This window comes from Streptomyces sp. NPDC046379 (genome assembly GCF_055587785.1).
Window position 1 is genome coordinate 72,714 of the sequence record NZ_JBVJFP010000015.1, and the last position, 16,877, is coordinate 89,590.

A 16,877-nucleotide genomic window follows, 5' to 3' on the forward strand; every position below is an offset into this window, starting at 1 on the left:
GGCGTTCTCGTGTCGCGTCACGCGCCCATTGTCACGGACCTGGGGTCGAACCCGAAGGGCAGCTCCAGCCGGTGGGCGCGCATCAGCTGCTCGTCGGAGAGCAGGGTGCCGGTCGGGCCGTCGGCGGCGATCACGCCGTCGCTGAGGATCAGCGAGCGCGGGCACAGCTCCAGCGCGTAGGGCAGGTCGTGGGTGACCATGAGGACGGTGACGTCCAACGAGCGCAGGATGTCGGCGAGTTCGCGGCGGGAGGCGGGGTCGAGGTTGGACGACGGCTCGTCCAGGACGAGGATCTCCGGCTCCATCGCCAGCACCGTCGCCACCGCGACCCGCCGGCGCTGCCCGAAGGACAGATGGTGCGGCGGCCGGTCCTTGAACGCGGCCATCCCGACCTGCTCCAGCGCCCGGTCCACGCGCGCCTCCAGCTCCGGCCCCTTCAGCCCGGCCGCCGCCGGGCCGAAGGCGACGTCCTCGCGCACGGTCGGCATGAACAACTGGTCGTCCGGGTCCTGGAAGACGATCCCGACCCGGCGCCGGATCTCCGCCATGTGCTTGCGTCCGACCGGCAGCCCGGCGACCGTCACGCTGCCCGTGCCGCCGCCGAGGATGCCGTTGAGGTGCAGCACGAGCGTCGTCTTGCCCGCGCCGTTCGGCCCGAGCAGCGCGACCCGTTCGCCGCGCTCGATCCGGAAGCCCACGCCGAACAGGGCCTGGTGGCCGTCGGGGTAGGCGAAGGCGAGGCCCGAGACCTCGAGGGAAGCAGTCACAGCACCCATCCCAGCAGACAGACGGCGAGAGCGGTCGCCGGGAGGGCGAACGCGCCCGACCACTGCGCCCGCGACGCGGTCACCTCGTCGATCACCGGCATGGACCCGGCGTACCCGCGGCTGATCATCGCCAGGTGCACGCGCTCGCCGCGCTCGTAGGACCGGATGAACAGCGCGCCCGCCGACTTCGCCAGCACGCCCCAGTGCCGCACGCCGCGCGCCTCGAAACCGCGGGACTCCCGGGCGATCCGCATCCGCCGCATCTCGTCGGCGATGACGTCGCCGTAGCGGATCATGAAGGAGGCGATCTGCACCAGCAGCGGCGGCAGCTTCAGCCGTTGCAGGCCGAGCAGCAGCTCGCGCAGTTCGGTGGTGGACGCCAGCAGCACGGAGGCGGCGACGCCGAGGGTGCCCTTGGCGAGGACGTTCCAGGCACCCCACAGACCGCTGACGCTGAGCGACACGCCCAGCACCTCCGTGCGCTCGCCCTCCGCGACGAACGGCAGCAGCACCGCGAACGCGACGAACGGCACCTCGATCAGCAGCCGCTTGAGCAGGAACGGGGCCGGCACGCGCGCGACGACCGCGACCACCGCCAGCAGCACGGCGTAGACCCCGAAGGCCCACATCGCCTCGCGCGGGGTGGACACCACGACCACCACGAACGCGAAGACGGCCGCGAGCTTGGTGTGCGGCGGCAGAGCGTGCACGGGCGAGTGCCCGTGCCGGTACAGCTTGTGCGCGTGTCCGGCGCCCATGTCAGGCGCTCGGGCGGGCGGCCGGCACGTCCGCGGGGCCGGCCGGCTCGTCGCTGCGGCGGCGGCGCACCGACCAGAAGACGGCGGTGCCCGCGACGACGGTCACGCCGACGCCGATCACCCCCGCGAGGCCCCCGGACAGCCGGGCGTCCTCGACGTCCTCGACGCCGTAGTCGGCGAGCGGCGAGTCGGCGACGGCGTGCTCCTCGGCCTTCTCGTCGATGCCGTTGTCGGCGGCGACCTTCTCCAGGCCGTCGGGGCTGGCGGAGGCGTAGAAGCTGACGAACCCGGCGAGCACCAGGGAGGCGGCCAGACCGGCGATCCACACCGTGCGCGGCGAACGCGCGCGGGCCGGCTCGGGCTCCGGGGCCGGGGCGTCGACCAGCTCGCCGCCGACCCGCAGCTTCAGCGGCCGGCGCAGGTCCCGGGCGCCGTACACCAGGTCCGGCCGTACGGCGACGACCGCGCCGACCGTCAGCGCCGTGATCGCGGCCTCGCCGATGCCGATGAGGAGGTGGACGCCGACCATGGCGGTGGCGACCTTGCCGATGGAGACGTCGGCGGTGCCGCCGAGCCAGTACAGGAACGTGAAGGCGACGGCGGCGGCCGGCACCGACAGCAGCGCGGCGACGAAGGAGGCGGCGGTGATCGACCGCCGGGAACGCGGCAGCACCTTCACCAGACCCCGGAAGACGGGGTAGGCGACGACGGTTCCGACGACGGCCATGTCGGTGATGTTCACGCCGAGCGCGGTCAGGCCGCCGTCCGCGAAGAGGATGCCCTGCATCAGCAGGACCACGGATATGCACAGCACGCCTGTGTAGGGGCCGACGAGTATCGCGGCCAGGGCTCCGCCGAGCAGATGTCCGCTGGTCCCGGCGGCGACCGGGAAGTTCAGCATCTGCACGGCGAAGATGAACGCCGCCACCAGCCCGGCCAGCGGTGCGGTGCGCTCGTCCAGTTCGCGGCGCGCGCCGCGCAGGCTCACGGCGACGGCGCCGGCGGCGACGGCTCCGGCCGCGACGGAGAGGGGCGCGTTGATGAATCCGTCAGGTACATGCACCGTTCGATGATAGTGGCTTAATGCGAACGCTTTGCAAGAGCGAGAGCGTCTCGATGTGCTAAAGGGGCCGAACCGGATTGCTCCGGGAGGTGTGATTCCCGGATTGTGGGACATTGGACTGGGAGCGGATTCATGGCTTCCGCACAGGCCACGCTGAGTAAAGGGGCCGTCCGATGTCTGTAGTCGAACAGTACGCGCGAGCACACATCGTCACGGACATGGACGCCGGGGCGTCCGAGGAACACGGAGCGGTTCCGGTCGTCCTGCGCTACGACCCCGACAGCGATCCGCGCACGGTCCGCATCGCCCTGCCGGGCGCCCAGGAGTGGGCCTGTTCCCGCGAGGTGCTGGAACAGGGCCTGCGCGCCCCGGCCGGCTCGGGCGACGTACGGGTGTGGCCGTGCGGGCGCGTTCAGGCCGTGGTCGAGTTCCACACGGCGCACGGCGTCTCGGTCGTCGAGTTCGAGTCGAAGACGCTGGTGCGCTTCCTGCGGCGCACCCATGCCGAGGCCACGACGCCGGTGCACCACTGAGACGCCGGTGCACCACTGACCGGACGCGGGCTGCCCGCCGTAGGGGCCGCGCCCGCTGCGGACCGGGGGCGGCCGACCAAGCCGCCCCGCCGCCGGGCCGCCCCGATCGGCCGCCCTGTTTCCGGGGCAGCGCCGCCCCGATCGGCCGCCCTGCTGCTCGAGCAGCGCCGCCCGATCAGCCGCCGTGCTTGAGCAGCGCGGCCACGATCGGGCCCGCCGTCTCGCCGCCGTGCCCCGCCGCCTGGACGACGCCCGCCGCCGCGAGGTCGCCCCGGTACGCGGTGAACCACCCGTTCGGCTTCTTCTGGCCGTCGACCTCCGCCGACCCCGTCTTCGCGCCGACGTCGCCGGTGACCCCGGCCATCGCCTCCGCCGCCGTGCCGTACGCCGCCGTGTACGCCATCAGCTCCCGCAACTGCGCCAGCGTGCCCCCGGACATCGTGCGCGCCGCCTTCGCGAGCGTCCGCCCGTCCACCGACGGGGACACCAGATACGGCTGCCGGAACACCCCCGACTTCACGGTCGCCGACACCGACGCCATGTTCAGCGGGTTCATCCGCACCCCGCCCTGCCCGATCAGCGACGCCCCCATCGGGGCCTTCGTCTGCACCGGCACCGAGCCGTCGAAGGTGGGCACGCCGACCGCCCAGTTGTTCAGCGACAGGCCGAAGACCTGCTGCGCCTGCTCGGTCAGGTCGTCGTCCTCCAGCTTCGGCGCCCGGCTGATGAAGGCCGTGTTGCAGGACCGGGCGAAGCTGGCCTTGAAGGTGCCGTCCTCGATCCTGAACTTGTCGTCATTGTGGAACTTCCAGCCGCCGTAGGTGAAGTACTTCGGGCAGGGGTGCGCCTTGTCCGCCGACGCCAGCCCCTTCTCGATCAGCAGCGACGCGGTGATGACCTTCATCGTGGATCCGGGCGCGAGCGAGCCCTGGAAGGCGGTGTTGAAGCCGGGGGAGGAGTTCGCCACCGCGAGGATCTCGCCCGTGGACGGGCGCAGCACCACCACCGACGCCCGGGACTTCGCGGCGACCTGCTTCTCGGCGGCGGCCTGCAGGCGCGGGCTGAGCGTCGTCCTCACCGTGCCCGGGGTGCCCTCGCTCAGCTCCAGCAGCGTCTTGTCGGACAGCTTCTTCGCCGTGGACGCCTTGCCGCGCACCACACGCAACTCGACGCCCGCCGTGCCGCCGGCCGTGCTGCCGTACTTCTCGCGCAGCCCGTCCAGCACCGGCCCCAGCGACGGGTACTTCTTCGTGGTCAGCTTCCCGCCGTCGCGGTCCAGCGCCGTCACGGGCGGGTCGCCGGCCTCGCCCGTGACCAGCCGGTCGCCCTCGCGCAGGTCGGGGTGGACGACGGAGGGCCGCCAGTCGACCACCGGCTCGCCGTCGCCGCCGTCGCGGACGACGGTCAGCGCGCTGCGGTACGTCAGCGGCTTCGCGGTGTCGCCGTGGCGCACCTCGCCCCGGACGGTGAAGGCGACGCGGTCGCCCTTGCGGACGCCGGGAGTGAGTGCGAGGTCCGTGATCCGGGCGTCCTTCGCGTGACCGGCGAGCAGGGCCTTGGCGGCCTTGGCGTCGTCGGTGGCGCGGGCGGCCTTCGCGGCGTCGCCCCGCTGCCAGGCGGTGAGGAAACGGGTCGCCGCCCCGTCGACCTCGTCGGCGGTGAGAGGGCCGGTCCGCACCGACCGCACCTGCTGGTGGGCGGCGCTCGCGGCGGTCCCGGTCGTGCCGCCGCCGGCGAAGAGCGCGTAGGCGCCGACCCCGGCCCCGGCGGCGGCCACGGCGATCACCCCGCCGATGAGGGCGGGATTCGTCTTCCGTCGCTCGGCGACACGCCTTCTCTTGCCCACTGCTTCCCGATCCTCCGCGCTGTCCCGGCCCTGCCCCCGTCACCCGGGGCGCCCTCGTCCGCCTCACGCATCCAACGACGGCGACCACCTTAGAGTCCCGTCCTGTGGAGCGGTTCAGCCTCCTGCCCGCAGCACGTCCGCCACGATGGGGCCGGCCGCCTCACCACCGCGGCCGCCCTCCTTGGTCATGGCCGCCGCCGCGAGGTCGTTGCGGAAGCCGGTGAACCAGCTGTCCGACGTGGCCTGCCCCGCGACCTCGGCCGAGCCGGTCTTCGCCCCGATGTCGCCGCCGAGGCCGCTCATCGCCGACGCGCCCGTGCCCTGCGTGGCGGTCAGCCGCATCATCTGCTTGAGCTGGGCCGCCGTGCTCGCGGGCAGGCCGTCGGCGGTGGCGAGCTGCCGGCCGTCCAGGTCCGGGGAGACCAGATACGGCTGCCGGAACGCGCCCGTCATCGCGGTCGCCGTCACCGACGCCACGGTCAGCGGGTTCATCTGCACCTGGCCCTGGCCGATCGCGCCAGCCGCGCGGTCCGGTCCGGCCACCGGCGGGACGCTGCCGTCGAAGGAGGTGATGCCGGTCTTCCAGTCGTCCCGGCCGATCCCGAACCGCTGCTGCGCCTCCTGCGTCAGCGACGCGTCCGTGAGCGGCTGCTCGTCCACGAGCTTGATGAAGGCCGTGTTGCACGAGCGCAGGAAACTGTTCGCCAGGGTGGCGCCCTCGTCGGGCTGCATGCCGGTGAGGTTCTGGAAGGTCTGGCTCTGCCAGGTCGCGGTGGGCGGGCAGGGCGCCGGGCCGTTCATCGTGGTCACGCCGTTGTCGATGAGCATCGCCGCGGTGACGATCTTCATCGTGGAGCCGGGCGCGACCCGTCCCTCGAAGGCCGCGTTGAAGGCGTCCGCGCGGTTGTTCGCCACCGCGAGCACCTCGCCGGTGCTGGGCTTGAGGGCGACCACGGACGACTCGTCGTACCGCCGCACCGCCCGCTCGGCCGCCGCCTGCACGGCCGCGCTCAGCGTGGTCGGCAGCCGGCCCGGCCGCCCCTCGGACAGGGTCACGAGCGGGGTGTCGGCCGCCTCGGCCGCCGCGTGCCGCACGACCAGCTCGACGCCGGGCTCGCCGCCCGCCTTGTCGCCGTACCGCTTGCGCAGCGTGTCCAGGATCGGCCCGAGGGAGGGGTACTCCTTCCTCGACAGCACCTTCCCGTCGCGGTCCAGGGCCTCCACTGGAGCGCTCGCCGACTCCTCCGTGACCAGCGTGTCGCCCGCCTTCAGCCGGGGGTGGACGACGGACGGCTCCCAGTCGACCAGCGGCCGCCCGGTGGTCACGCCACGCACGACGGTCAGCGCGCTGTCGTAGGCGATCGGCTTCGACTTCCCCCCGAACGACACCCTGCCCTCGACGGAGAACGGCACGGTGCTGTCCTTCGCCGCGCCGGGCGTGATCCTCACGTCGGTGATGTGCGCCGACTCCCCGAACGCGGTCAGCACCGGCTCCGCCTCGACGGCGTTGTTGGTGAGCCGTGCCGCGGCGGCCCCATCGGCGTTCGACCACGCGGCGAAGAACTTCCGCGCGGTCTCGCGCACCTCGTCCGCGCCGGGCGGCCCGGTCTCCACGGCCGCGGTCCCACCGGCGCCCCCGCCTCCGTCCCCGCCGCCCCCGTCCAGCGCGGACACCACGTTGAACGCCCCGTACCCCGCACCGCCGACCATCGCGGCGAACACCCCGCCGACGATGCCGACCTTGACCCCCCTGCGCATCGCAGCGCCCCTCCCGTTGTAGTCCCCACGCACTGTAGGCACGGGATGCCACAACGGCGGCCGGAGTTTTCCCGATCGTTGTTGCCGAACCCGCCCAACGCCGGGTATCCGGCCGCTAAACCCAGGTATCCAGCCACATCCGCGACCGCCAGTCGTCGATCGGGATGGACTGGCCGGTGTGGATGGGCCAGAAGTAGATGAAGTTCCAGGCGATCAGCAGCACCAGGACGCCCGCGCCCGTCGCGCCCGCCACCCGGCGGCCGTCGTCCGAGCGGGGCGGGCCGAGCAGGGCGCCGATCAGCATCGCCACCGCCAGGCACAGGAACGGCACGAAGACCACGGCGTAGAAGAAGAAGATCGTCCGTTCCTGGTAGAAGAACCAGGGCAGGTAGCCGGCCACGATCCCGCAGGCGATGGCGCCCGCCCGCCAGTCGCGGCGGAAGAACCAGCGCCACAGCACGTACAGCAGCGCGAAGCAGGCCGCCCACCACAGCATCGGCGTGCCCAGCGCCAGCACCTCGCGGGCGCACTTGCCGCCCGCGTCGACGGGGCAGCCGGCCACGCCGGGGTCGGGGTCCTCGTAGAAGAAGGACACCGGGCGGCCGGTGACGATCCACGTCCACGGGTTGGACTCGTAGGTGTGCGGCGAGTGCAGGCCGACGTGGAAGTCGTACACCTGGTTCTCGTAGTGCCACAGGCTGCGCCACCAGTCGGGGAACAGCCACGACCAGGCGCTGTCCTTGCCGTCCGTCGCCGCCCAGTTCCGGTAGTAGCCGCCCTTGCCGTCGTCGGGGGAGAGGATCCAGCCCGTCCAGGAGGCGACGTACGTGGCGATCGCGACCGGCACCGTCGACAGGAACGCCCAGCCGGCGTCCCGCTTCAGCATCGTGAGGTAGGGGTGCGGGGCGCCCGCCACCCGGCGCGCGCCGGCGTCCCACAGGACCGTCAGCACGCCGAACGCGGCCAGGAAGTACAGGCCGTTCCACTTCGTGCCGAAGGCCAGACCCAGCATCACGCCCGCCGCCAGCCGCCAGGGCCGCCACCCCAGACGGGTGTGCTCCGCCGTGTACGCGTCCGGTCGCGCCCGGCCGTCCTCGTCCACCGGGAGCGCCGCGGCCAGCCTCGCGCGCGCCCGGTCCCGGTCGACCAGCAGACAGCCGAAGGCCGCCAGCACGAAGAACATCAGCACGCCGTCCAGCAACGCCGTGCGGCTCATCACGAAGTGCAGCCCGTCCACCGCCATCAGCGCGCCCGCAAGGCAGCCGAGGAACGTGGAACGCAGCAGCCGGCGCCCGATCCGGCACAGCATTAGCACCGACAGCGTGCCCAGCAGCGCGGTCATGAACCGCCAGCCGAACGGATCGAACCCGAACATCAGCTCGCCCAGGCCGATCACGTACTTCCCGACCGGCGGATGGACGACGTACGCGGCGTCCGTGGGGATCGGAACGTTTCCGCCCGAGTTGAGGATGAGGTCGTTGACCTCCTTGTCCCAGTTGACCTCGTAGCCGCGGTGGACGATCGCCCACGCGTCCTTCGCGTAGTACGTCTCGTCGAATATCACGTCCTTCGGGCTGCCCAGGTGCCAGAACCGCAGCACCCCCGCGAACAGCGCCACCAGCAGCGGTCCGGCCCAGCCCGCCCAGCGGTTGATCCGCACGGCGAGCGGGTGGGCGACGCCGAGCGCCGCCCACATGCGCGGACTCGGCTCGGCGCCGGCGTACGGCGGAACCAGACGGTCCCGGACGTCGCCGCGGGGATCCGCCGGCGCGTATCCGAAGCGGCGCAGCCGCTGCTGCCACGAGGACTCGGCCCGCCCCTCGGGGGAGGACTGGTCCTGCCGGGTGTCCGTGGAGGACGCGGTACTGGTCACCGCGCCATCGTAGGGAACGCTTCTGTGGGAGTCCCGAGGTTCCCTGCGACGATTGGGGCGTGACAGGAATCCTTGTACTGGCAGGCACCCCCATCGGCGACATCACGGACGCACCGCCCCGGCTCGCCGCCGAACTGGCGGGGGCCGACGTGATCGCCGCCGAGGACACACGGCGGCTGCGGCGGCTCACCCAGGCGCTCGACGTCACCCCCAGGGGGCGTGTCGTGTCGTACTTCGAGGGCAACGAGTCCGCCCGCACGCCCGAGCTGGTCGAGGAACTCCTGGGCGGCGCGCGCGTGCTGCTCGTCACCGACGCGGGCATGCCGTCGGTGTCCGACCCCGGGTACCGGCTGGTCGCCGCCGCGGTGGAGCGGGACGTCAAGGTCACCGCCGTGCCCGGCCCGTCCGCCGTGCTGACCGCGCTCGCGCTGTCCGGGCTGCCCGTCGACCGCTTCTGCTTCGAGGGGTTCCTGCCGAGGAAGGGCGGCGAGCGGCTGTCGCGGCTGCGCGAGGTCGCGGGCGAGCGGCGCACGCTGGTGTACTTCGAGGCCCCGCACCGGCTCGACGACACCCTCGCCGCGATGGCCGAGGTGTTCGGCGGCGAGCGCCGGGCCGCCGTCTGCCGGGAGCTGACCAAGACGTACGAGGAGGTCCGGCGGGGCCCGCTGGCCGAGCTGGCGCAGTGGGCGGCCGAAGGGGTGCGCGGGGAGATCACCGTGGTCGTGGAGGGCGCGCCCGAGCGGGGGGCCGAGGAACCGGACGCGGAGGAGCTGGTGCGGCGGGTGCGGGTGCGGGAGGAGGCGGGGGAGCGACGCAAGGAGGCCATCGCGGCGGTGGCCGTGGAGGCGGGCGTGCCCAAGCGGGTCGTCTTCGACGCGGTGGTGGCGGCGAAAAAGGGGGCGTAGCGGCCCCGGGGGGTAGGTACGGTCCGGGCCTCGTCGGCCCTTTCGTAGGATCGGGGTCATGCCGTCCAACGCCGAAGCTCCGCCGCTGCCCGAGCCCCTGCGGGTGCCCGTCGCCGACTCGCACACCCACCTCGACATGCAGGACGGGACCGTCGAGGAAGCGCTCGCCAAGGCCGCGTCCGTCGGGGTGACGACGGTCGTGCAGGTCGGGTGCGACGTCGCCGGGTCGCGGTGGGCGGCCGAGACGGCGGCGGCGTACGACGCCGTGCACGCGGCCGTCGCCCTGCACCCCAACGAGGCGCCCCGCATCGTGCACGGCGATCCGGACGGGTGGTCCCGACAGGGCGCGCGCCTACCCGGCGGGGACGCGGCGCTGGACGAGGCGCTCGCCGAGATCGACCGGCTGGCCGCGCTGCCCCAGGTCAAGGCCGTCGGCGAGACGGGGCTCGACCACTTCCGCACCGGCGAGGAGGGCAAGGCGGCGCAGGAGCGCTCGTTCCGCGCCCACATCGAGATCGCCAAGCGGCACGGCAAGGCCCTGGTCATCCACGACCGCGACGCCCACGCCGACGTACTGCGCGTCCTCAAGGAGGAGGGCGCCCCCGAGCGCACCGTCTTCCACTGCTACTCCGGCGACGCCGAGATGGCCGAGGTCTGCGCCCGCGCCGGGTACTACCTGTCCTTCGCCGGCAACATGACCTTCAAGAACGCCCAGAACCTGCGCGACGCCCTCGCCCTCGCCCCGCTGGAGCTGGTGCTGGTGGAGACGGACGCGCCGTTCCTGACGCCCGTGCCCTACCGCGGGCGGCCCAACGCGCCCTATCTCGTCCCCGTCACCGTGCGCGCGATGGCGCAGGTGCGGGGCATCGCCGAGGACGCGATGGCGACCGCGCTCGGCGCCAACACGGCCCGCGCCTTCGGCTACTGACCGGAGCACCGGCGAGCGGCCGCCGACGCCGACCCCGCCCGCCGGGACCACCGTCGCCCCGCGGCTAGGCTTGTCGCGTGAGCACCTCCCCCGACGCCCTGCTGGGCCCCGCCGACGTCCGTGAGCTGGCGGCGGCCCTCGGCGTGCGTCCCACCAAGCAGCGCGGACAGAACTTCGTCATCGACGCCAACACGGTCCGCCGGATCGTCCGCACCGCCGACGTCCGCCCCGACGACGTGGTCGTGGAGGTCGGCCCGGGGCTCGGCTCGCTCACGCTGGCGCTGCTGGAGGTGGCCGACCGGGTCACCGCCGTCGAGATCGACGACGTCCTCGCCGCCGCCCTGCCCGCGACGATCGACGCGCGGATGCCGGAGCGCGCCGACCGGTTCGCGCTGGTGCACTCCGACGCCATGCAGGTGACCGAGCTGCCGGGCCCGGCCCCGACCGCGCTGGTCGCCAACCTGCCGTACAACGTCGCCGTGCCGGTGCTGCTGCACATGCTGGAGACGTTCCCGAGCATCGAGCGCACCCTCGTCATGGTCCAGTCCGAGGTCGCCGACCGGCTCGCGGCCGGCCCCGGCTCCAAGGTGTACGGCGTGCCGTCCGTGAAGGCCAACTGGTACGCCCAGGTGAAGCGGGCCGGCGCGATCGGCCGCAACGTCTTCTGGCCCGCGCCCAACGTCGACAGCGGACTGGTCTCCCTGGTCCGCCGCTCCGCGCCCCTCACCACGAGCGCGTCCCGCCGCGAGGTCTTCGCCGTGGTCGACGCCGCCTTCGCCCAGCGCCGCAAGACGCTGCGCGCCGCCCTCGCCGGCTGGGCCGGGTCGGCGGCGGCGGCCGAGGCGGCGCTGGTGGCCGCCGGGGTGTCGCCGCAGGCGCGCGGTGAGGCCCTCACGGTGGAGGAGTTCGCGCGGATCGCCGAGCACAAGGAGTCCGGCAAGTGAGCGTGACGGTACGCGTCCCGGCCAAGGTGAACGTCCAGCTCGCGGTGGGCGCCGCCCGCCCCGACGGCTTCCACGACCTGGCCAACGTCTTCCTGGCGGTCGGCCTCCACGACGAGGTGACGGCCACCCCGGCCGAGGAGCTGCGCGTCACCTGCGCGGGCCCGGACGCCGCCCAGGTCCCCCTGGACCGCACCAACCTCGCCGCCTGCGCGGCCCTCGCCCTGGCCGAGCGCCACGGCCTCGCCCCCGACGTGCACCTCCACATCGCCAAGGACATCCCGGTCGCCGGCGGCATGGCGGGCGGCAGCGCGGACGGCGCGGGCGCGCTGCTGGCCTGCGACGCCCTGTGGGGCACGGGGGCGACCCGCGGCGAACTCCTCGACATCTGCGCCGAGCTGGGCAGCGACGTGCCGTTCAGCCTGATCGGCGGCGCGGCCCTCGGCACCGGGCGCGGGGAGAAGCTGACGCCGCTGGAGGTCGGCGGCACGTTCCACTGGGTGTTCGCGGTGGCGTCCCGGGGGCTGTCCACCCCGGCGGTCTTCCGGGAGTTCGACCGGCTGACCGAGGGCACGGACATCCCCGCCCCGGTCGCCTCGCCGGACCTGATCGAAGCGCTCGCCAAGGGCGACCCAAAGGCCCTCGCCGCGACCGTCTCGAACGACCTCCAGCCGGCGGCGCTGTCCCTCTTCCCCGAGCTGGCGCGGACCCTGGAGGCGGGCCGCGGGGCCGGCGCCCTCACGGCCCTGGTCTCGGGGTCGGGGCCCACGACGGCGTTCCTCGCCGCGGACGCCGAGTCGGCGCAGGAGGTGGCGCGGTCGCTGCGAGCGTCGGGCACGTGCAGGAACGTGCGCACGGCCACGGGGCCGGCGCCCGGGGCGACGGTGCTGTGAGGGTCAGAGCCGGTCGATCTCGGTGAGGTCGATGTCGACGGGGAAGGGCTGGTCGACCTTGAGGCGGTCGCGGTGCATGCCGGCGTGCACGTAGGCCTCGGTCACGGGATCCAGCTCGTACACATGGATCACGGGCCTGCCGTCCGCCCCCATCTCCACCCGCCAGAAGTGCTCGATCCCGGCGGTGGCGTACTTCAGCGGCTTGGTCGTGCGGTCCCGGGACTCCGAGTCGGGAGAGACGACCTCGACGGCCAGCGCCACGTCCTTCGCCGGGAAGCTCGTCTGGTCCGGACCGGTGACGGCTTCACGCCGGACCACGATGATGTCGGCTTCGGGTCCGTTCTTCTTGTCGAGGACGACCGTCATTTCCTGGCTGACTCTGTACTCGTCCGGCAGGCTGCTGCGCAGGCCCAGGGCGAGCAGGAAGATCGTGTTGCCGTGGAAACGGCGCTGCGGACTCACGAAGACCAGGCTCCCGTCGATCAATTCGGTGTGCGGCGGGAGATCCGGCAGGCTGGACAGGTCGTCCACGGTGTAGCCGTCCTGCGGCGGCACCGGCCACTGGACGCGGTGCTCTACGGGCTCGGCGATCATGATTCCTCCCATGGACGGGATCCCTGCTGCCTGCTCACCACGTTAGCGGCCGATCAGCGATCATGTCATCACAAAGAGTGACCATCTCCGCGTGCGCTGACCCACCCCCGCAAGGCCCTACGCTTGAAGGCTGACCCACCCCCGCGCACAGGAGTGAAATGGCCGTCAACCTGGTCAATGTCGAGAACGTCAGCAAGGTGTACGGCACCCGCACCCTCCTCGACGGCATTTCGCTCGGCGTCTCCGAGGGCGACCGCATCGGCGTCGTCGGCCGCAACGGCGACGGCAAGACCACGCTCATCCGGATGCTGGCCAAGCTGGAGGACACCGACACCGGCCGGGTCACCCACTCCGGCGGCCTGCGCATGGGCGTGCTCACCCAGCACGACTCCCTCGACCCCGCGGCCACCGTCCGCCACGAGGTCATCGGCGACATGGCCGACCACGAGTGGGCGGGCGACGCCAAGGTCAGGGACGTGCTCACCGGGCTGTTCGGCGGGCTGGACCTGCCGGGCTTCCCGCAAGGGCTGGACACCGTGATCGGACCGCTCTCCGGCGGCGAGCGGCGCCGGATCGCGCTCGCCAAGCTGCTCATCGAGGAGCAGGACCTGATCGTCCTGGACGAGCCCACCAACCACCTCGACGTCGAGGGCATCTCCTGGCTCGCGAACCATCTGCGCGAGCGCCGCTCCGCGCTGGTCTGCGTCACCCACGACCGCTGGTTCCTGGACCAGGTCTGCACCCGCATGTGGGACGTGCAGCGCGGCGTCGTCCACGAGTACGAGGGCGGCTACTCCGACTACGTCTTCGCCCGCGCCGAGCGCGAGCGGATCGCCGCCACCGAGGAGACCAAGCGGCAGAACCTGGTCCGCAAGGAGCTGGCCTGGCTGCGCCGCGGCGCCCCGGCCCGCACCTCCAAGCCGCGCTTCCGCGTCGAGGCCGCCAACGAGCTGATCAAGGACGTGCCGCCGCCCCGCGACAGCTCCGAGCTGATGAAGTTCGCCTCCTCCCGGCTCGGCAAGACCGTGTTCGACCTGGAGGACATCACCGTCCAGGCCGGCCCCAAGGTGCTGCTCAAGCACGTCACCTGGCAGCTCGGTCCCGGCGACCGCATCGGCCTGGTCGGGGTCAACGGCGCCGGCAAGACGACGCTGCTGCGCGCCATGGCCGAGGCGGCCCGCACCGGAGGCGAGGCCCAGCCGGCCGGCGGGCGGATCACCGTCGGGCGGACCGTCAAGCTGGCCTACCTCTCCCAGGAGGTCGCCGAACTCAACCCGGCGTGGCGGGTCCTGGAGGCCGTGCAGCAGGTCCGCGAGCGCGTCGACCTCGGCAAGGGGCGCGAGATGACCGCGGGTCAGCTGTGCGAGACGTTCGGCTTCAACAAGGAGAAGCAGTGGACGCCCGTCGGCGACCTGTCCGGCGGTGAGCGCCGCAGGCTCCAGCTGCTGCGCCTGCTCATGGACGAGCCCAACGTCCTCTTCCTCGACGAGCCGACCAACGACCTCGACATCGAGACCCTGACCCAGCTGGAGGACGTCCTCGACGGCTGGCCCGGCTCGATGATCGTGATCTCCCACGACCGGTTCTTCGTCGAGCGCACCACCGACCGGGTGTTCGCCCTGCTCGGCGACGGGACCCTGCGAATGCTGCCGCGCGGCATCGACGAGTACCTGGAGCGCCGCCGCCGCATGGAGGAGGCCGCCGCCGCCTCCGCGCCCACCGCCCCCGCCCGGCCCGCGGCCGAGAAGAGCGCCGCCGACCAGCGCGCGGCGAAGAAGGAACTCCAGAAGATCGAGCGGCAGTTGGACAAGATCTCCGAGAAGGAGACCAAGCTGCACGACCAGATCGCCACGAACGCCACGGACTTCGCGAAGGTGGCCGAACTGGACGCGGAGCTGCGCCGGCTGGCGGGCGAGCGCGAGGAGCTGGAACTGCGCTGGCTCGAACTCGCCGAGGACGCGTGACCGTCGTGAAGGACGCGTGAAGGCGCGTAACAGGGGCATCACGGGCCGGTCCACCCTTGGGAACAGGGGCGGACGCGGCCCGCTGTGCTGTCGGCGCCGGGTGATAGAAAGGGCCGTCTGAAAACCGTCTGAGATTCATGAGCTACACGGGTGTGGCGAAAACGCAGCGCCGTCGGCGCGGGCCACATCGTCACAAGGGGGAACCGCCGATGACCCAGCCGCCCAGCCAGCCGCCGCAGCCGCCGCAGGGAGGCTTCGGAGCCCCGCAGGACCCGCAGGAGGGCTTCGGCGCTGCCCAGGACCCGCGCCGGGCGACGCCCCCGCCCGGCGCCCCGCAGCCGGGCTACGGCTACCCGCAGCAGCCCCCCGCCGGCCCCTACGGGCAGCCTCAGCAGCCGGGCCCCTACGGGCAGCCTCAGCAGCCGGGCCCCTACGGCCCGCCGCAGCAGCCCGCCGGGCCCTATGCCCCGCAGGGCCCGTACGCCCAGCAGGGTCCCTACGGGCAGCCCCAGCAGCCCGGCCCCTACGCCGCCCAGCCCGGCTACGGCCACCCGCAGTCCCCGTCGTACCCCGGCGCCCCCACCCCGCCCCCCGGCGGCGGCTCGCGCAACCCCTTCAAGGGCAAGCCCGCCCTCGCCGTCGCCGCCGCCGTGGCCGCCCTGCTCGTCATCGGCGGCACCGTCTACGCCGTGACCGGCGACGACGGCGGCAAGGCGAAGAAGCCGGTCGCCAAGACCAGCGACGGCCCCGCGCCCAAGACCTCCGGCACCCCGGTCAACCCCGGCGACGGCAGCGGCGACGGCAAGGGCGGCGACGACCCGGAGAACCTCAACGACGGCCGCAAGCCCGGCGAGTCGAAGGTGCTCTGGTACAAGGACGCCCCCGACGCCCCGGCCGACGGCGCCGACGCCCCCGGCATGTGGATCACCGACAAGACGGCGGTCAAGGCGGCCTACAAGCAGCTGTTCGCCTTCAACGTCGGCGACGGCCAGCCCACCTGGGAACCGGTCGGCTTCCAGGAGCAGATCTGCGCGGCCACCCCGCAGAAGACGGCCGACGACAAGATCGTCGTCGCGTACATGAGCGGTTCCAGCGACCGCGCCAAGTGCAACCGGCTCGCGCAGATCGACCTCAACACCGGCACTCAGGGCTGGCAGGCCGAGGTCGAGGACGGCGCCCTGTTCGACAGCGCGCTCTCGGTGGAGCTGTCCCTGGCCGGCGACACCCTGATGGTGGGCCGCTCGCAGTCCGGCACGGCGTACGACGTGACCAGCGGCAAGAAGCTGTTCGACAAGAAGAAGTACGACGACTCCTGCTTCCCGACCGCGTTCGCGGGCGGCGCGAAGCTGATCTCGGTGGCGTCCTGCGGCGCGGGCACCGAGACCGAGCACGAGGAGATCCAGGAGCTGGACCCGCGGACCGGCAAGGTCAAGTGGACCCAGAAGTTCGACAAGGGCTGGCGCATCCTGCGCACCTACTCCGTGGACCCGCTCGTCGTCTACAGCACCAACGAGGACAAGAACGCCTGGAACATCTCCACCATCGACGACCGGGGCGGCCTGCGCTCCCAGGTCGAGGTGGACGAGGAGTTCGCCCCTGAGTGCGGCTGGGGCATCCTCCAGCGCAACCTCACCGGCTGCCTGGGCGTCGCCGCCGACGCCGACACGCTGTACCTGCCGACCAAGGCGACCGCCGCCGCCAACGAGGTCGTCGCCGTCAGCCTGTCCACCGGCAAGGAGAAGTGGCGCGTCGAGTCCCCCGCGGACGAGACGATGCTGCCGCTCCAGGTCGAGGGCGGGAACCTGATCGCGTACGTCCAGCCGTCGTACGACGCGGGCGGGCGGATCGTGTCGATCGCGACGGCCGGCGCCGGCCACGAGCCGAAGACGCTGATGCAGAACCCGGTCGGCGCCGCGGAGGTCGAGGGCGGCTTCTTCTCCCGTGACCTCGCCTGGGCGGACAACCGCTTCTACCTCTCCACCACCCGGCTCAACGGCGACGACGAGGCCAAGGAGAAGCTGATGCTCTCCTACGGCAACTGACGCCCGCGCAAC

14 protein-coding genes are annotated in these 16,877 nt (G+C 72.7%); 7 read left to right on the forward strand and 7 right to left on the reverse strand.

Translation table 11 applies throughout. The features are described from left to right. Positions 1-17: 17 nt before the first annotated feature. The 3 genes from ACZ6KF_RS25060 to ACZ6KF_RS25070 are packed head-to-tail and all read right to left on the reverse strand — an operon-like array spanning position 18 to position 2,588. Complete coding sequence (locus ACZ6KF_RS25060; protein WP_469240446.1) at positions 18-776, reverse strand: energy-coupling factor ABC transporter ATP-binding protein; 759 nt, start codon at positions 774-776, stop codon at positions 18-20. Beyond that, a complete protein-coding gene (cbiQ, locus tag ACZ6KF_RS25065; RefSeq protein WP_469176680.1) occupies positions 764-1,525 on the reverse strand; it encodes a cobalt ECF transporter T component CbiQ in 762 nt (253 codons plus the stop codon). Before cbiQ ends, ACZ6KF_RS25060 begins: the two co-directional genes overlap by 13 nt. Before the next feature lies 1 nt (position 1,526). Beyond that, on the reverse strand, positions 1,527-2,588 hold the full coding sequence (locus ACZ6KF_RS25070; protein WP_356628266.1) for an energy-coupling factor ABC transporter permease: 1,062 nt from the start codon (positions 2,586-2,588) through the stop codon (positions 1,527-1,529). 173 nt (positions 2,589-2,761) lie between these two features. Between ACZ6KF_RS25070 and ACZ6KF_RS25075 the strand changes: the two genes are divergently transcribed. Further along, positions 2,762-3,121: an SsgA family sporulation/cell division regulator gene (locus ACZ6KF_RS25075; protein ID WP_356628268.1), complete on the forward strand. Its 360-nt coding sequence runs from the start codon at positions 2,762-2,764 to the stop codon at positions 3,119-3,121. Positions 3,122-3,296: 175 nt separating this feature from the next. Here the strand turns inward: ACZ6KF_RS25075 and ACZ6KF_RS25080 are convergent, their stop codons facing one another. From ACZ6KF_RS25080 to ACZ6KF_RS25090, 3 genes are all read right to left on the reverse strand, one after another. Beyond that, the gene (locus ACZ6KF_RS25080) at positions 3,297-4,967 is read right to left on the reverse strand and encodes a penicillin-binding transpeptidase domain-containing protein (protein WP_469240448.1); all 1,671 of its coding nucleotides are present in this window, start codon (positions 4,965-4,967) and stop codon (positions 3,297-3,299) included. A gap of 114 nt (positions 4,968-5,081) precedes the next feature. After that, on the reverse strand, positions 5,082-6,725 hold the full coding sequence (locus tag ACZ6KF_RS25085; protein ID WP_469158716.1) for a penicillin-binding transpeptidase domain-containing protein: 1,644 nt from the start codon (positions 6,723-6,725) through the stop codon (positions 5,082-5,084). A gap of 115 nt (positions 6,726-6,840) precedes the next feature. Beyond that, positions 6,841-8,598 carry a dolichyl-phosphate-mannose--protein mannosyltransferase gene (locus ACZ6KF_RS25090; RefSeq protein ID WP_469176673.1) on the reverse strand — a complete coding sequence of 586 codons (1,758 nt, stop codon included), beginning with the start codon at positions 8,596-8,598 and terminating at the stop codon, positions 6,841-6,843. 59 nt (positions 8,599-8,657) lie between these two features. Between ACZ6KF_RS25090 and rsmI the strand changes: the two genes are divergently transcribed. The 4 genes from rsmI to ACZ6KF_RS25110 all read left to right on the forward strand — a co-directional run bounded on the left by rsmI (position 8,658) and on the right by ACZ6KF_RS25110 (position 12,265). Continuing rightward, a complete protein-coding gene (rsmI, locus tag ACZ6KF_RS25095) occupies positions 8,658-9,503 on the forward strand; it encodes a 16S rRNA (cytidine(1402)-2'-O)-methyltransferase (protein ID WP_356628276.1) in 846 nt (281 codons plus the stop codon). A 58-nt stretch (positions 9,504-9,561) separates the two neighbouring features. Next, complete coding sequence (locus ACZ6KF_RS25100) at positions 9,562-10,431, forward strand: TatD family hydrolase (protein WP_356628278.1); 870 nt, start codon at positions 9,562-9,564, stop codon at positions 10,429-10,431. Between the two features lie 77 nt (positions 10,432-10,508). Continuing rightward, positions 10,509-11,375, forward strand: coding sequence for a 16S rRNA (adenine(1518)-N(6)/adenine(1519)-N(6))-dimethyltransferase RsmA (gene rsmA, locus ACZ6KF_RS25105; RefSeq protein ID WP_469240450.1), 867 nt, complete (start codon positions 10,509-10,511; stop codon positions 11,373-11,375). Continuing rightward, positions 11,372-12,265: a 4-(cytidine 5'-diphospho)-2-C-methyl-D-erythritol kinase gene (locus tag ACZ6KF_RS25110; protein WP_469240453.1), complete on the forward strand. Its 894-nt coding sequence runs from the start codon at positions 11,372-11,374 to the stop codon at positions 12,263-12,265. The genes rsmA and ACZ6KF_RS25110 overlap by 4 nt, the downstream gene beginning before the upstream one ends. Before the next feature lie 3 nt (positions 12,266-12,268). Here ACZ6KF_RS25110 and ACZ6KF_RS25115 read toward each other — a convergent pair whose 3' ends face one another. Next, positions 12,269-12,859, reverse strand: coding sequence for a Uma2 family endonuclease (locus tag ACZ6KF_RS25115; RefSeq protein WP_469158777.1), 591 nt, complete (start codon positions 12,857-12,859; stop codon positions 12,269-12,271). Positions 12,860-13,017: 158 nt separating this feature from the next. On the opposite strand from ACZ6KF_RS25115, the gene ACZ6KF_RS25120 reads away from it, so the two are divergent. Both ACZ6KF_RS25120 and ACZ6KF_RS25125 read left to right on the forward strand, forming a co-directional pair. Further along, positions 13,018-14,823 carry an ABC-F family ATP-binding cassette domain-containing protein gene (locus ACZ6KF_RS25120; protein ID WP_356628284.1) on the forward strand — a complete coding sequence of 602 codons (1,806 nt, stop codon included), beginning with the start codon at positions 13,018-13,020 and terminating at the stop codon, positions 14,821-14,823. 209 nt (positions 14,824-15,032) lie between these two features. Continuing rightward, the gene (locus ACZ6KF_RS25125) at positions 15,033-16,865 is read left to right on the forward strand and encodes an outer membrane protein assembly factor BamB family protein (RefSeq protein WP_469240455.1); all 1,833 of its coding nucleotides are present in this window, start codon (positions 15,033-15,035) and stop codon (positions 16,863-16,865) included. Positions 16,866-16,877: the final 12 nt, after the last annotated feature.

Excerpts from the sequence above, each read along its gene's own strand:
- ACZ6KF_RS25060 (WP_469240446.1), bottom strand. The coding sequence starts at position 776 with ATGGGTGCTGTGACTGCTTCCCTCGAGGTCTCGGGCCTCGCCTTCGCC.
- ACZ6KF_RS25100 (WP_356628278.1), top strand. The coding sequence starts at position 9,562 with ATGCCGTCCAACGCCGAAGCTCCGCCGCTGCCCGAGCCCCTGCGGGTG.
- ACZ6KF_RS25115 (WP_469158777.1), bottom strand. The coding sequence starts at position 12,859 with ATGATCGCCGAGCCCGTAGAGCACCGCGTCCAGTGGCCGGTGCCGCCG.
- cbiQ (WP_469176680.1), bottom strand. The coding sequence starts at position 1,525 with ATGGGCGCCGGACACGCGCACAAGCTGTACCGGCACGGGCACTCGCCC.
- ACZ6KF_RS25085 (WP_469158716.1), bottom strand. The coding sequence starts at position 6,725 with ATGCGCAGGGGGGTCAAGGTCGGCATCGTCGGCGGGGTGTTCGCCGCG.
- ACZ6KF_RS25120 (WP_356628284.1), top strand. The coding sequence starts at position 13,018 with ATGGCCGTCAACCTGGTCAATGTCGAGAACGTCAGCAAGGTGTACGGC.
- ACZ6KF_RS25075 (WP_356628268.1), top strand. The coding sequence starts at position 2,762 with ATGTCTGTAGTCGAACAGTACGCGCGAGCACACATCGTCACGGACATG.
- ACZ6KF_RS25125 (WP_469240455.1), top strand. The coding sequence starts at position 15,033 with ATGACCCAGCCGCCCAGCCAGCCGCCGCAGCCGCCGCAGGGAGGCTTC.